The sequence below is a fragment of the Streptomyces sp. ISL-12 genome, assembly GCF_018614415.1.
Classification (GTDB): Bacteria; Actinomycetota; Actinomycetes; order Streptomycetales; family Streptomycetaceae; genus Streptomyces.
The window spans coordinates 39,105-54,204 of sequence record NZ_JAGGOO010000060.1 but is presented as its reverse complement, the minus strand read 5'-3'; the positions used below and the strand labels follow the sequence as shown (position 1 = coordinate 54,204).

The window sequence follows — 15,100 nt, the reverse complement described above, 5'->3', positions numbered from 1 at the left end:
GGCCGCGCACGCTCGCCGCCGCACACCGGGTGCGGGGAGCGGAGACGAGGGAGGGGCCCGAGAATGAGTGCGGTGGTCTACCAACTGCGTGAGGTACGGCGCGCCCGCTACGCCGTGGCGGCCGTCTTCGCGGTGCACGGCTCCGTCACCGGCTCGTTCGCGACCCGGGTGCCCTGGATCCAGGACCACGCCGGGGTGAGCGCGGGCCAGCTGGGACTGGCCCTGGCCTTCCCCGCGCTCGGCGCCTCCCTCGCCATGCCACTGGCCGGCCGGATCAGTCACCGCTTCGGCGCCCGCACCGCCCTGCGCGGCCTGCTGGCCCTGTGGACGCTGTCCCTGGTCCTGCCCTCGCTGGCCCCGAACCTCGCCACCCTCTGCCTCGCCCTGTTCGTCTACGGGGCCACCTCCGGCATGTCCGACGTCGCGATGAACGCGCTCGGCGTCGAGGTCGAGAACCGTCTCGACAAGTCGATCATGTCGGGGCTGCACGGCATGTGGAGCGCGGGCGCCCTGATCGGTTCGGCGGGCGGCACACTCGCCGCCCACCTCGGCGCGGACGCCCGGCTGCACCACCTGCTGGCCGCCGCCGTCCTGACGGTGCTCGGTCTGGTCATGTGCTCCTGGGTACTGGATCTCCAGCCCGCCGAGGACGAGGAGGCCCCGCCGAGGTTCGCGCTGCCGCCCAGGTCGGCGGTGCTGATCGGCGCGGTCGGGTTCTGCGCGGTCTTCGCGGAGGGCGCGAGCCTGGACTGGTCGGCGGTCTACCTGCGGGACCAGCTGGACACCTCGGCGGGGCTCGCGGCGGCGTGCACCACCGGGTTCACGCTGACCATGGCCCTGTCCCGGTTCGCCGGTGACCGGATCGTGGACCGGTTCGGCGCGGTGCGCTCGGTCCGGGTGAGCGGCGTACTGGCCGCGCTCGGCGGTCTGCTGGTGGTCATCGGCGGCCACCCGGCGGTGGCGATGACCGGCTTCGCGCTGCTGGGCCTGGGCATCGCCGTGGTCATCCCGCTCTGCTTCGCGGCGGCGGGCCGCAGCGGCAGCAACCCGTCCCTCGCCATCGCGGGCGTCGCCACCATCACGTACACCTCCGGGCTGATCGCGCCCAGCGCGATCGGCGGGCTGGCCGAGGCCACCAGCCTGGTGGTGTCGTTCGGGCTGGTGACCGTGCTGGCCTGCGGCCTGGTGGCGTTCGCGGGCGTGCTGCGCGCCGGGGACCGCACCCCGGTGCAGGTCAGTCCGCCGGACGCAGCAGTTCCCGGCCGACGGCCCTGAACTCCTCGCTCCACGGCGCCGGCCGCATCGTCGCCGCGTCCAGCCGGACCAGGACCCGGGTGCCGTGGGCGTAGGTGGTGGCCCCGTCCGCCGAGCAGAACCGGAAGCCGTACGTCAGCCCGGTCCGGCCCAGCCGCTCCAGCCACAGGTGGACGGCGTACCCGCCGGGCCGGGTGACCGGCGCCTCGTAGGTGATCCGCAGTTCCTTCACCGCGTTGCAGGCGTCGCCGGCCGCCGCCCAGTCGCCCGCGTACCGGTAGCCGTGCTCCTCCCACAGCTCGCCCCAGGCCCGCTCGACCAGCACCGGGTAGCGGGCGTTGTGCAGCAGGCCGAGGGCGTCCAGGTCGTCGAAGTGGACGGTGACGGGGACCAGCCGGCCGTACGAGAGGGCGGGTATGGGCGCGGCCGGGGCTTCGGCTGTCATGGGTGGTGCTCCTGGGGACGTACGAGATGATTGCCGCCGTCAACCACCAGCGGCTCCGCTCATCCTAAGCAGGCGCTCACCGGGCCGGCGCACGCCCGTCAACCCCGGCAATGGCCGGGACAAGCCGCACGGAACGAAGCAGGCGACGCCACATGGAGCTCGGCGTCTCACAGCGACAACCCCTGACAGTCGCTTGACGATCTGCAGGAGCTTCCGGCGTGGACCCACGCGCCAGGACCGTGGAACAGCTCGGTCTCAGGGCGTCGGGTGCGCCCGCGGCCGGCCGGGTCCGGTGAGGACGGAGCCTTCCAGGCCGAGGGCCGAGGTAGGGCGTGAAGCGGTCCAGCGGCCGGGGAGGCGAACAACCGGGCGGCTCCACCGAGCAGCAGTATCACGGCCGGAACGAGGATCAGGCGCACGGCGAACGCGTCGAGCGAGACGCCGGCAGCGGACGCGAAGGCCACGGGCCTGATCGTCCCCTCGTCGTCGACAGCTCCCGTTGTGGAGACGCCGATCGTGACGAGGGCGGCCGCCTGTGGACTGCGCGGCGTTCCCGCTCACCAGGAGGCGCGATCAGCCGGCACTGCCGTCGGCGGTCGGCGAGCGATTCGCTGTCGTCGTCCGGTACCGTCCCGGCGTGGTACCGAATTGCCTCTCGAAGGCGTGCGACAGTGCGTACGGAGTGCCGTAACCGACGCGGTCCGCGATGGTCGACAGGGTTGCTGAGGTGTCCCGGAGGAGGGTGGCGGCGAGAGTCAGACGCCACCAGGTGAGGTAGGCCATCGGAGGCTGGCCGACCAGCGTGCTGAACCGGCGTGCCAGGGTGGGGCGGGAGACTCGCGCTGTCGCCGCCAGGCTTTCATTGGTCCACGGCGCGGCGGGCTCCGAGTGCAACGCTCGCAGGGCGGTGGCTGTCACCGGGTCGCTCAGCGCCCGGGCCCATGCTCCGTTGGTGTCCTCGGCCATCCAGGAGCGGATCATATAGACGAAGAGCAGATCGAGCAGGCCTGGGAGGGCGACGCTGGAGCCGGGCCGTGTCTGATCCAGCTCGCCGGCCAGGAGGTCGATCGCGGCGCGTAGTTCGAGGTGGCTGCCCATTCGATTGACAAGGTGGATGACCTGCGGCAGTTCCTCCATGAGCGGGTGCCGGCGGCTGCCGTCCAGGCGGTAGCTTCCGCAGAGCAACTCCGTTTCGTCGTCGGGTCGGACCGGCCAATCCGTCTCCGCGAGCCACTGCTCCAGCGGGACTGCCTTCCGCGTCGCGGCCAGCGGGTCGACGGGAGAGTCGGTGATCAGGTAGCCCGTACCGTGGGGCAGCATCACCGCGTCACCCACGCCGAGGTGTACCGGGGGGCCGTCGTCGGGCAGCAGCCAGCAGCTGCCCTTCATGACGACGCCCACACCCGCGCCGTGGTACGGGTCCAGCCGTACGCACCAACTGCCCCGCATCCCCACCCGGCGGAACGAGGGGTGCCCGAGACGCACAGCGGAGATCGCGTCGCTCACCACATCCACCCGGAGAGGATAGGTGGCGTGGGCGCGGCACCGCGCGACCGCCAGGGCCCCGGTCAGGGCCGGTTGGCCGGTCCCGAAGGGCACAAGGCCCGAGGCATCCCCGGTCGGCGGGCGCTACGACGGCCCGTCGACTGTTGCACGAACCCTCATGGACGCTCTACCTCGTCTGGTCGAACGCGGCCCATGGGCCGAGGGTGAACCCGCCACCCTCTCGACGGACCTCAAGGGCTCCCGCGCCGCCGAAGTGCGCGGGGATGAGCAGCTCCCGTTCGTCGGCGGCCCGTTCGAGAATCCTGCGGCGACTGGCCACCGCCTGCGCCGGGTCGAGGCATGAGCCGCTGTTGCAGCAGGGGGCGAGGATCTGCACCGGGCTGTGCAGAGTGTCTCCGGCGAAGACCGCCCGGTCGCCACCGGAGGCGAGTCGCACCACGGACGCGCCGGGAGTGTGGCCGGGCGCGGACTCCACAGTGAGATGTGCGTCGATGCGATGCAGGCCGTCCCACAGCAGGGCCTGTCCGGCTTGATGGACGGGCGCGACACTGTCGTCGTAGATCATGCGATCGACTTCCGCCAGCTCCTGCCTCCGCGCGTTGTCCGGACCGTAGTAGGCGTCGTCGGCGCCCGGAATGAGGTATTGGGCGTTGGGGAAGGTAGGCACCCACTGTCCGCCCTCGTCGGTGGTGTTCCAGCCCACGTGATCGACGTGAAGGTGAGTATTGACGACGACATCGACATCCCCCGGGCGTACACCGGCGCTCGCCAGCACGTCGAGGAAATCGCTCGGGCGCCGGTGGAAGTACGGCGCCATACCCGGTCGCTCGCGATCACTGCCCGCCCCGGTGTCGATCAGTATGGTTCGCCCGTCGCTGCGCAGAACCCATGACTGCAGTGCGACCACCGTCCTGCCGCTGTCCGGCTCGAAGTGGTCCGGTGCCAGCCAGTCCTTGTTCTCGGCCCATGTGCCGGCGCCGACCTCGGGCAGGAACACGGAAGCGGGCAGGAACGGTTCATGCCACTCGACCACCCGGATGATCTCGACATCGCCCAACATGATGGTTTGCACACGCTTGTCGTTGTTCGTCATACGCCAAACCTTAAGAAGGCCGCAAAGATCGCCTCAATGCCCAAACTGCTCATGAAAATAACTGAGCGTCTCACACATCTGCGGTTGGGGCAGGTGCCGCCCTGTCGTCGGGCACAGGCGTTCGCGCCCACGTCGGCGCGGTCCGCGACGGCCTTGAGGGCTTCGTCGTCGAGCACCTGCGCCACGAGGACGCGGTGCTGGTCGTGGAAGAGTCCGGCGAGGGCCGGGCACCTGGGCCAGGCAGGTCTGCGGGCTGGGGGGGCATCGGGGGCGGCCGGAGCGGCGTCGGCGGGTTGGGTCCGGAGGAGCCGGGATGAGCCGGGATGAGCCGGGATGAGCGGAGGATGAGCGGAGGATGAGCGGGCAGGCACGGTCTTCCGTCGGGGTGATCGGGACTCGACACCTCGTGCACCGGGGGTCGTGCCTGCCTTCGTGTCAGCCTCCGGCGAGCACTCCGCGACACAACCCCGGTCCTGACACCCTGTCACCCTGTCACCCCGGAAACTCCACCTGAACGACGCCGCCCTGGCGTCCTTGCCCGTCTGCTCGCCGACGGCGTCACGCACCTGTGCCGCCTTGTCCCGACGGGCACGGCCCCATCGACGCGACGCCAACCGGACAGCGGGCCGGACAGGGAGGCACCGCGTCCCGGCGGGTCACTTCTGGGTGACGTCGGTGCAGTAGACGTCCTTGTGCGGCAGGTGGCCGGTGGCCAGGAAGCCGACGGTGGCCTTGTCGGCGCAGGCGGAGCCCTCGCCGTAGACGTAGTGCCCGCCGTTGTCGACGCCGACGAAGGCAGAGCCGGCGCCGAGGGACCTGTGCAGCCCGACGCCGCCTTCCCACGGGGTGGCATTGTCCCGGCGGTTCTGCAGGATCAGGGTGTTGCGCGGGCCGCCCTTCACCACCTCGACGGTCGCCTCAACCGGCTTGTCCCAGTAGGCGCATGCCCAGATGTTGGCGGGCATGCCCGCGGTGAGCGGCCACTTCTCGCGGTCGGCGGCGGTGCGGGCGGCATAGCCGTCGACGTCGTGCGGCCATTCGGCGTCGCCGCAGGTGAGAGCCATGAACATGGTGGCCTGGTTGTCCGCGGGGATGCCCGGGGACGTCGGCGTGTCGGCGAACACCTGCTCGAGAACCGCGGTGTCGGCGGCCGTGGTGCTGCCGTGGGTCAGGTTGTCGGCGGCCTTCCAGAACTTGGCGAGTACAGGAAGGGTGTTGTTGTCCAGAAGCAGGGCGTAGGTCATGTTCCGCAGCAGCGCCCCGTCCAGCGACACCGATGAGCCGGGAATCGCTGCGGGCGTGCGGTCGAGCCGGTCGGCGAGGGTGAGGTAGGTGCGGGTCACCTGCGCGACGTTCGTGCCCAGCTCGAGGGTGCTTGCCTGGGCAGCGGCGACGCGGGCGGCATCGGGGAACCGGTCGGCCATGCCCTTGCCCCAGGTGTCCGCCACCTGGTCGGCCCATACCTTGGTGGGGTCGACGTTGCCTTCCAGGATCATCCGGTCGGTGCGGTCCTGGAAGAGGGAGCGGTAGACGGCGCCGAGGTAGGTGCCGTAGGACTGGCCCCAGTAGGAGATCTTCTTCTCACCGAGCGCCTGGCGGATGCGGTCCATGTCGCGGGCGGTGTTGGCGGTGTTGTAGTACCGCAGGTTCTTGCCCACCGTGTCGGCGCACTGCTTGGCGGCGGCTTTGGCGAGGGCCACGTTCTTGGTGATCGAGCCGTCCGCGGCAGGGTAGGGGAAGAGCCCGGCCACGCTGGGGTCCTGCAGGCCGCAACTCTGCGGGGTGCTGTGTTCGACGCCGCGCGGGTCGAAACCGATCAGGTCGTAGCGGTCCAGCACGGACTTCGGCAGAGTGGACGCCATGGTTCCGGGCATGTCGAGACCGCCCAGGGCCGGCCCGCCGGGGTTCAGCAGCAGAACTCCACGTCGCTTCCCGGGCTGTGCGGTGGACAGTCGGGAGACCGCCACGTCGATCTTCATGCCGGCCGGGTTCTGGTAGTCGAGTGGCACCTCCAACGTTCCACAGGCCAGGTGGGGGTCACGGGTCTTTCCCTCGGCCAGGGCCGGGCACTCGCCCCAGGTGATCCCGGCGTCGCCCGCGGTCTCGCCGACGCTCTTGCCGGAGACCTTGGCCGGCCGTAAGCCCTCGGCGTCGGCACCACACGCGACCAGTGCGGTTCCCGCCAGCGTGGAAACCAGCAGAGCTGCGGCGATTCGGCGGCCTCTGGGGGAACCGTGCCGCGCGGAACTGTGTGTTGTGGTCATGGTGTTGTCCTTGGCTACTGGGGTGGTCGGCCTTGCCCGGCCGTTGTGTTGACGAGTCGAGTCAACAAGAGACCACCGGAGGCGCGCGTCACCCCAGAGAGGACAGGCGGGTAGCTCGCTCGGGGGACCCTGGGCCGATCCTGAGAACCGGGGGGCCGCCGTGGGGCGTATCGGATGAGCTGCGGGCGGGAACGAGCTGCTGCTGCTGCCGGCTTGCCGCGCCGCACGGCATCACCGGGCCGTCAGGTGAAGAGGAGGACCTCGTGCTCGCGGGGGTGAGAAGCTCGAGGCGCTCGCGCTCGCGCCCGGGGGACGCGGGGGCGGCAGAGGGGCGTACATGTTCGGCGAAGCGGCCGATCCCCCCTCAGGTCCGGTATGAGTGGTGACCGGCACTCGGCTCGGCCGTAGCGGATCCGTCATCTGTGCCTTGAGGGTGACGTACAGAGCGGTCGGACCGCTGTTCTCCGTGGTGAGCAGTTCCAGAAGGGTCTCGGCAAACGCAGGTGATGCGGTTCCGTTTCCGATCGAGAGCGCCGCACGGCGGCGGCGGTGACGAGCGTTGCTCCAGGTGCTCTCGGCCTGGGACGCGCACCCGACGCCCCGCCCGCAGAGACGACAACGGGCGCGAACAGCGGCTGAACAGCCCCGCTCGCGCCCGATGCGCCCGTTCCGTCAGCTGGTCTTCCCGCTTCCCTGATCCGCGTCGTCGTAGCTGGTCGTCCCGGCGTCCAGGAGCCCGCCCTGCGAGGTGCCCGCGGCCTTCGAGAGCCAGCGCAGCGCGTGGTAGCCGGTCAGCACCACGAGGGTGCCGAGCGCGATGCCGTTGAGTTCGAAGTTGTCGGTGATCTCCAGCGTCACGCCGCCGATACCGACGATGACGCCGGCGGCGGCCGGGATCAGGTTGAGCGGCTGGCTGAAGTCGACCTTGTTGCGCACCCAGATCTGAGCGCCGAGCAGGCCGATCATGCCGTAGAGGATGACGGTGATGCCGCCCAGCACTCCACCCGGGATCGCGGCCACGAACGCGCCGAACTTCGGACACAGGCCGAAGAACAGGGCGACGATCGCGGCGCACATGTAGGCGGCGGTCGAGTACACGCGAGTGGCGGCCATGACGCCGATGTTCTCGGCGTACGTGGTGGTGGCGGGGCCACCGGCGACCGTGGAGACCATGGTGGCCGCGCCGTCCGCCGCGATGGCGGTGCCGAGCTTGTCGTCGAGGGGGTCGCCGGTCATCTCGCCGACCGCCTTGACGTGACCCGCGTTCTCGGCGACCAGGGCGATCAGCACCGGGAGGGCCACGACGATCGCCGACGCGCTGAACGAGGGCGCGTGCGTGTCGGGGAAACCGACCCAGGCGGCCTCCTTGACCGAGGTCAGGTCCAGGCGCCAGTGGTCCACGACCTTGCCGCTGCCGTCGATGGAGTGGATCTTGCCCAGGGAGAGGTCGAGGATCCAGGAGAGCAGGTAGCCGAAGACCAGGCCGAGGAAGATGGCGATCCGGGACCAGAAGCCGCGCAGGACGACCAGGGCGAGGCCCGTGAAGAGCATGGTGGCGAGCGCCGTCCACTGGTCCTGCGGCCAGTAGCTGGAGGCGGCCACCGGGGCCAGGTTGAAGCCGATCAGCATGACGACGGCGCCCGTCACCGCCGGCGGCAGCACCGCGTGGATGACCTTGGCGCCCAGGCGCTGGACCACGAGACCGACCACGGCCAGGGCGAGCCCCACGACGAACAAGGCGCCGGTGAGCTCCGCCGGCCCGCCACCCTGGCTGCCGATGACGGCGGCGACGCCGACGAAGGAGAGCGACGAGCCCAGGTAGCTGGGGACTCGCCCACGCGTCAGGACGAGGAACAACAGGGTCGCGACACCCGAGGCCATCAGGCCGAGGCTCGGGTCGAGACCCATGAGTACCGGGGCGACGAAACACGCACCGATCATCGAGACGACGTGTTGCGCGCCCAGCCCGATCGTCCGGGTCCAGGTGAGCCGCTCGTTCGGCCGGACGACCTCACCTGGTCCCAGGGTCCTGCCGTCTCCGTGCAGCTTCCATCCGAAACCGGACATTCGTTACTCTCCGTTCTGTACTTACCGAACGGAAAAGTACAAGATGAGCGGTCAATCGTTCACATCGACCCGAGGGCGGAGGGCGCTCGGGTCACTGTCCGCGTGACCTGGCTCTCTCCTCAGAGGATCTCCTGGTCCACGCCTCGAAGATGGTACGCGGGTCAGGTCTCGCCCAGGTTCAGTGATGTGAACGTGGTTGCTCAAGACGCAGGAGCCGCTGCTCGACGAGGGCACGTCGACCTAGGACAAGGACTACGACAAGGACTACGACAAGGACTGACGACGGCTACGAGGAGGACTCGCCGCGCGCCAAGTCGTAGGCGTAGGACGGGCTGAACGTGCCGGGGCTGCCCTTGCAGCCGTCCGACTCCCCCGGCAGCTTGACCCACAGGTAGGCGTCGATCCGGTCCTCGCCGGTGGTCAGCGTCGGGGCGCGGCCGATCCGGCGCCCGGCCGGGTCGCACCAGGCGCCGTCGGCCGGGGCGCCGTTGCCGTTGCGGCTGGTGTCGACGACGGCGCCCAGGTGCGCCGGTCCGCCGAGGGCGTCCAGCACCGCGCGGTCGTAGGCGGTCTCGTCGGCGGTGGTGCGGAAGTTGGAGACGTTGCTGAAGACGCCGTCGGAGGAGGCGGCCGAGGCGGCGCCCGCCTGCCTGAGCCAGCCGGCCTGCTTGCCGGGCGCGTGCCAGCCGGAGTGACCGGCGTCGTAGTAGACCCGGGTCCGGGGGCCGGCCTCCTTGAGGACGCGGCCGGCGCGGGCGAGGGAGGCGAAGCGGTCGGCGCGGTCGGCGGCGGACAGGCAGCCGGCCTGGGCGACCGAGTCGGGCTCCAGGATCACGATGACCTCCTGCGGGCCCAGCCCGGCGGCGAAGCGGTCGATCCAGTCGTCGTAGGCCGCGAGGTCGGGTGCCCCGCCCTCGGAGTGACCGCCGCAGTCGCGGTCGGGGATCGCGTACGGCACGAGCACCGGGACCCGGCCCTGGGCCGCCCCGGCCGAGGTGACGGCGCGGACCCGGCCGGTGATGGTCTCCGGCGTGAAGTCGGCGAACCAGACGGCGGCGGGCCGGTCGGCGATCCGGTCGGCGATGACCGCGTGCCGCGGGTCGTCGGGGTGGGCGGTCACCCAGTCGAGCACCTGGGAGTCGGGGTGGCGGTAGAGCCGGGCGGCCGGGGCGGCCGTACGCGGCTCCCCGGTGGTCTTCGTGGGCGTGGGCGTGGGTGTCGGGCTCGTCCGCGGCGCGGACGACGCGGGCGCGGAGCGCGAGACCGGCGGGGAGGGTGAGGGCGACGGCGGGACGTGCTCGTGGACGGGCCGGAACGACCGGGTCACCGACGGCCGGGCCTCGTCCGCACGGCCGCCGCCGGCGTCGTCCTCCTCCAGCGCGGACAGCGTCCCGGCGACCGTGCCGGTCACGGTGACGACGGCGGCCACGGCGACCATGAGGCCACGGCGGGCGGCACGCCGGCGCGCGGCCCTGCGCGCGGCCAGCCGCCTGGTACGAAGGCCGGACACGATACGGATCCCCTCCCCCACGCGGCGGGCGCGTTACCCCGTTCCGGGGAAGCGACGGGCCCGCCGTTCCTTCCGTCCCCCTGAAGCTGCGACTCTGCCCCCATGGCGCACTGTCGACACGTCTCCACGGCCATCGACTCGATGGACACCGTCCTCGCCCGGATGCGCGCTCTTGACGCGACGCTGCCAGCCCGGGACGGGGTGGCGGTCTTCAACCGGGTCTATCTGACCGTAACCGAAGCCGTGGACCGGGACATCGACACCGGCCGGTTCCCGGACGCCCTGGCCGCGAGCACGCTGGACGTACGGTTCGCCGAGCGTTACCTCGGCGCCGTCGACGCGGTGGAGGTCGGGCGCCGGCCGCCTGCCTGCTGGCGGCCCCTGTTCCAGTTCCGCCGTCATCCCCAGGTACGTCCGCCGCAGTTCGCGCTCGCGGGCATCAACGCGCACATCGGGCACGACCTGGCGCTCGCCGTCGTGGACACCTGTCGTACGCTCGACTGCGAACCCGGGGACCTGGAGGATGAGTTCGACCGGGTGGGCGAGATCCTCGTGTCGCTGGAGGAGCGCGTCCGCGAAGATCTGATGCCGGGTCCCGATCTCCTCCAGATCGCCGACCCGCTGACCCATCTGCTCAACTCCTGGTGCCTGGAGCGGGCCCGCGACGCCGCCTGGGTCGCCGCCCGCACCCTGTGGACGATGCGCCGGCTGCCCGACCTGGTCGGGGAGATCACCGAACGGCTCGACGAGGCGGTCGGCTTCGCGGGCCGCATGCTGCTCACACCACTGCCGGGCTGACTTCCGTGTCAGTCAGTCCTCCGGGAGTTCCACGGGAGCGATGGCGTCGTAGACGTCACCGGGCCCGGGGTTGCCGGGGTCGGTCGTCCCGCCGAAGTGGCGCATGACGCCCCAGACCGCGTTCAGCGCGGTCTGGACGGCGCCCTCGGCCCAGCCCGCCGTCCAGGAGATGTCGTCGCCGGCGAGGAAGACGCCCCGCTTGTCCGCGGGGAGCCGGTCCTGCATGAAGTGCGTGAACAGGCGCCGCTGATAGCGGTAGTGGCCGGGCAGGTTGGCCTTGAAGGCGCCCATGAAGTACGGCTCGTTCTCCCAGGAGACGGTCACCGGGTTGCCGATGACGTGCTTCCTGATGTCGACCTTCGGGTAGATCTCGCCGAGCGATTTCAGCATGACCTCCATCCGCTCGTGCGCGGACAGCGGCAGCCACTTCAGGCTGTCGTCGCACCAGGTGTACGAGAGACAGATGACGGCGGGCCTGTCGGGGCCGTCGTCGAGGAGGTACGTGCCGCGCGTCATGCGGTCGGTGAGCGTCATCGACATGACGTCCCGGCCGGTCTCCTCGTCCTTGTCGAGCCAGAACGGCCGGTCGACGGGCACGAACAGCTTGCTGGACTCCATGTAGTGGGTGCGCTCGATGGCGGTCCAGTGGTCGATGGGGAAGAGCGCGTCGTCGCAGGCGATCTTCGACAGCAGCATCCAGGACTGGGCGGTGAAGACGGCCGCCCGGTAGGTGCGGATGTCGCCGGCGGCGTCGGTGACGGTGACACGGTCGCCGGCGGTGCGGTCGAGGCGGGTCACGGCGGGGCGGGGCGAGCCGTCGGCGTGCAGGGACCGCAGCGAGGTGCCGTGCGGCCAGTGGACGATCTTCTCCGGCGCGCGCTCCCACAGCCGAAGCGGCAGTTGCTGCGAGCCGCCGACGATGCCGCGGTGGTGGTCGTCGGCCTCGGTGTAGACGACACGGAGGATCTCCAGGATGGAGTTGGGGAAGTCGGTGTCCCAGCCGCCGGTGCCGAAGCCGACCTGGCCGAAGATCTCACGGTGCCGGAAGGACCGGAACGCCTCGGAGTCGCAGAGGAAGCCGTAGAAGGTCTGGTTGTCGAGCTTCTCGACCAGCCGTGACCAGATCTCCCGGATGCGCGGCACGTCCCGCTCGCGCAGGGCGCGGTTCATGGCGGAGAAGTCGGCGCCCTCTTCGAGGCAGCGGGCCCAGGCGTCGGCGACATCCCGGTAGACCTGGGGCAGGTCGGCGAGGGTCTCGGCGTAGTGGGTCTCGCCCTTGAGGTCGACGACGGTGGAGGGCGTGGTCTCGGCGAGCGGGTTGGGGAAGGGCCGGGTCTCCAGTCCCACCAGGTCGATGTAGTGCCGCAGGGCGGTGGAGGAGGGCGGGAAGCGCATGGCGCCCATCTCGGCCCGCAGGTCCGGGTCGCAGCCGTCGAAGCCGACGGTGCGCAGGCGCCCGCCGATCCGGTCGGCCTCGTACACGACCGGCTTGAGGCCCATCTTCATCAGCTCGTACGCCGTGATGACGCCGGACAGTCCGCCGCCGATGACGGCGACCTCGGTGCCGTGCTCGGTCGCGGGTATCTGGCCGAGCCCGGCCGGGTGGGCGAGGAAGTCGTCGTAGGCGTACGGGAAGTCCGGGCCGAACATGGTGATCGGCGGCTGCTGCCCGTCGGTGTGCTCGACGGCGTTGGGCACCGTGGACGTCATGGGGTGCGGACTCCTTGCGCGGATATGCCGGAAGTGCCGGGAAGGTCGGGAAGACGCGGAGAAAGTGCCGGGAAGTGCCGGGGTGTCAGGCGAGGGAGCCGTACAGGCCGGGGCGGCGGTCGGTCAGGTACGGGTTGGCCGCGCGGGAGGCGGCGAGGAGGGCCGGGTCCGCGTCGGCGAGGACCAGTTCCTCGGCGCGGCCGGCGCGGGCGCGGGCGATGCCGTCCGGTCCGGCGAGGACGGACAGGCCGACGAAGTCGAACTCGCCCTCCGCGCCGGCCCGGTTGACGTACGCGACGTACATCTGGTTCTCGAAGGCACGCACCGGGACCACGGACTCGGCGACGAACTGGAAGGGGTGCATCTGCGCGGTCGGCACCAGGAGCAGGTCGGTGCCGGCCAGGGCGTGGGCGCGGACGTTCTCCGGGAACTCGACGTCGTAGCAGATCATCAGGCCGACGGTCAGACCGTCCAGCTCGGCCTGGACGACGGGCCGGTCACCGGGGGTGAAGTGGTCGCGCTCGTAGCGGCCGAAGAGGTGCGTCTTGCGGTAGCCGGCGAGCCGGGTGCCGTCGGCGGAGATCAGCTGGGCGGAGTTGAAGACGCGGTCGCCGTCCCGTTCGGGGTAGCCGTAGGCGACGGCGAGGCCGTGCCGGGTGGCCGTCTGGGCGATCGCGTCGGCCGCGTCGCCGTCGGCGGGCTCGGCCAGCCGGGCCACGTCGTCGCCGATGGCGTACCCGGTCAGGAACAGCTCCGGCGCCACCAGCAGCCCGGCGCCCGCGGCGGCTGCCCGGCCCGCGGCCTCGTCGAGGACCTCGAGGTTCTCGGCGACGGAGCCGGGGTGGCCGGAGCTCTGGAGCAGGGCGGTGCGCATGGGTGATCCTCACCGGGGACGGAGGGGTGATGGAGGGGGAGGCGGGAGCCAGGAAGACGCTACGGTCGCCGCTCCCGCCGGGACAAGGAGCAGGCGTTGCGCGCGGGTGAGCGGTTCGTTGCGTCGGAGGGCCGGTTCACGGCGATTCGTTGCGCGCCCTCCTCCCGGGGCGGCTGTCGCTTCCGCCGGACCGTGGCCGCCAGCACCCCCGCCGTCAGCAGGTACGGCACCGCCGCCCAGGCGAAGGCGCCGCCGTGGCCGGCCGCCGACGCGGTGGCCGCGTAGGCGCCGTACACCGCGACGGTGCCCAGCTCCGTGCCGAGCCCCGCCACCGAGGTCAGGGTCGCCCGACCGGTCGCGTCGATACGGCGCTGGAGGCGGGCGTCGGCGATCACGGTGGCCAGTTGGAAGCCGCCGAAGGCCAGGCCGATCAGGACGATCCCGGCCGGGCCGCCAATCAACGCGCCCACGGCCAGCGCGCCGGCGGCGCCGGTGAGCAGCGCGGCGAGCCCGGTGGTGCCGAGGCGGCGTTCGCCGACGCCCGCCAGCAGGCCGCCGGCCGTGGCGCCGGACCAGACGACCAGCAGCAGCCAGGGGACGGTCGCCTCGGCCACGCCGGTGTCGCGGACCAGCAGCGGCGTGTACTCGTCCAGCGCTCCCCACACCGCGGTGACGGCCGGGACCAGCAGCAGCGCGCCGCGCACGGACCGGTCGGCGCGGGCCCCGGCGAGCCCGGCGCGCAGGGACGCCGTCCAGCCCGCGCCCGTGCCCCGGGCGGACGGTTCGTGGTGTTCGGGGAGCCGGGCCGCCGTGGCCGACGCCAGCAGACAGGCGAGGACGCTTGCCGCGCCGACGGCCTGGTACCCGCCCCAGGCGAAGACCGGCCCGGCGAGGGCCATCGAGGCGGCGGTGGCCGCCGGGCCCACCGCGCGGACCCGGCCCATGACCCGGGCGTAACGGTCGGCCGCGCCGAGCCGCTCCAGTTCGTCGTGGGCCAGCGCCTCCAGGGCACCGGAGCCGAGCGCTCCCCCGGCGCCCCACAGCACGAAGCCGAGCGCGAAGGCCGGGTACGAGGGCACGAGCACCCACAGGGCGAAGCCGGCGGCCGTGAGCAGCGGGCCGAGCCACAGCAGCCGGCGCCGCGAGACGGCGTCCGCCCAGGCGCCGGAGGGCACCTCCAGGGCCACGCCGGTGACCGACCACAGGACGAAGAGGGAGGAGATCTGCCCGAGGGAGAGTCCGGCGTCGCTGAAGAGCAGCGCGTACACCGGGTAGAGGAGGACGAAGTCGTCGCAGAACGCGTAGGCGCAGAGGACGGTCGAGAGGCGCCGCACACCGCCGGGGGCGGGCACGCGCGCGGGTGAAGGTGTCATGAGGCCTTCCCGGGGAGCCGCTTCGGACGTCGGAGGTACGGCGTCCTGGGCGGTCCGCGGGAGGCGCGGCCGGTGGGTCAATGTCGGCGGGTCATGGCAACGAGGGTAGTCGCCCGCCCCGTGGCGCGGGCACCCGTGGCCGGGACTGTGGCGGTCGCGGGGACGGGGCCGGGGCTGGGGCTGGGGATCACAGGGGCAGCGGGGCG

The 15,100-nt window shown here is 71.7% G+C and carries 12 protein-coding genes; 2 read left to right on the top strand and 10 right to left on the bottom strand.

Features of this window, described 5'->3' with window-relative positions; all coding sequences use genetic code 11:
• Positions 1–63: 63 nt before the first annotated feature.
• Positions 64–1,275, top strand: a complete 1,212-nt coding sequence (locus tag J7I94_RS17065) for an MFS transporter (RefSeq protein ID WP_215167971.1) — start codon at positions 64–66, stop codon at positions 1,273–1,275.
• Here the strand turns inward: J7I94_RS17065 and J7I94_RS17060 are convergent.
• The 7 genes from J7I94_RS17060 to J7I94_RS17030 form a co-directional block, all read right to left on the bottom strand.
• The gene (locus J7I94_RS17060; protein WP_215167970.1) at positions 1,235–1,699 is read right to left on the bottom strand and encodes a thioesterase family protein; all 465 of its coding nucleotides are present in this window, start codon (positions 1,697–1,699) and stop codon (positions 1,235–1,237) included. The genes J7I94_RS17065 and J7I94_RS17060 overlap by 41 nt on opposite strands.
• A 573-nt stretch (positions 1,700–2,272) precedes the next feature.
• Positions 2,273–3,214 (bottom strand): AraC family transcriptional regulator, encoded by a 942-nt coding sequence (locus J7I94_RS17055; protein WP_215167969.1) that lies wholly within the window; start codon positions 3,212–3,214, stop codon positions 2,273–2,275.
• A 157-nt stretch (positions 3,215–3,371) separates the two neighbouring features.
• Positions 3,372–4,298 carry an MBL fold metallo-hydrolase gene (locus tag J7I94_RS17050; protein WP_215167968.1) on the bottom strand — a complete coding sequence of 309 codons (927 nt, stop codon included), beginning with the start codon at positions 4,296–4,298 and terminating at the stop codon, positions 3,372–3,374.
• Positions 4,295–4,483 (bottom strand): hypothetical protein, encoded by a 189-nt coding sequence (locus J7I94_RS17045; RefSeq protein ID WP_215167967.1) that lies wholly within the window; start codon positions 4,481–4,483, stop codon positions 4,295–4,297. Before J7I94_RS17045 ends, J7I94_RS17050 begins: the two co-directional genes overlap by 4 nt.
• Before the next feature lie 471 nt (positions 4,484–4,954).
• A complete protein-coding gene (locus tag J7I94_RS17040) occupies positions 4,955–6,562 on the bottom strand; it encodes an alpha/beta hydrolase (RefSeq protein WP_215167966.1) in 1,608 nt (535 codons plus the stop codon).
• Between the two features lie 672 nt (positions 6,563–7,234).
• On the bottom strand, positions 7,235–8,629 hold the full coding sequence (locus J7I94_RS17035; RefSeq protein ID WP_215167965.1) for a uracil-xanthine permease family protein: 1,395 nt from the start codon (positions 8,627–8,629) through the stop codon (positions 7,235–7,237).
• Positions 8,630–8,915: 286 nt separating this feature from the next.
• Complete coding sequence (locus J7I94_RS17030; RefSeq protein WP_215168008.1) at positions 8,916–10,067, bottom strand: glycoside hydrolase family 6 protein; 1,152 nt, start codon at positions 10,065–10,067, stop codon at positions 8,916–8,918.
• 174 nt (positions 10,068–10,241) lie between these two features.
• On the opposite strand from J7I94_RS17030, the gene J7I94_RS17025 reads away from it, so the two are divergent.
• Positions 10,242–10,937: a DUF5995 family protein gene (locus J7I94_RS17025; RefSeq protein ID WP_215167964.1), complete on the top strand. Its 696-nt coding sequence runs from the start codon at positions 10,242–10,244 to the stop codon at positions 10,935–10,937.
• 12 nt (positions 10,938–10,949) lie between these two features.
• Here the strand turns inward: J7I94_RS17025 and J7I94_RS17020 are convergent, their stop codons facing one another.
• From J7I94_RS17020 to J7I94_RS17010, 3 genes are all read right to left on the bottom strand, one after another.
• Positions 10,950–12,647: an NAD(P)/FAD-dependent oxidoreductase gene (locus J7I94_RS17020; protein ID WP_215167963.1), complete on the bottom strand. Its 1,698-nt coding sequence runs from the start codon at positions 12,645–12,647 to the stop codon at positions 10,950–10,952.
• An 85-nt stretch (positions 12,648–12,732) separates the two neighbouring features.
• A complete protein-coding gene (locus J7I94_RS17015) occupies positions 12,733–13,521 on the bottom strand; it encodes a carbon-nitrogen hydrolase family protein (RefSeq protein WP_215167962.1) in 789 nt (262 codons plus the stop codon).
• Between the two features lie 59 nt (positions 13,522–13,580).
• A complete protein-coding gene (locus J7I94_RS17010; RefSeq protein ID WP_215167961.1) occupies positions 13,581–14,894 on the bottom strand; it encodes an MFS transporter in 1,314 nt (437 codons plus the stop codon).
• Positions 14,895–15,100: the final 206 nt, after the last annotated feature.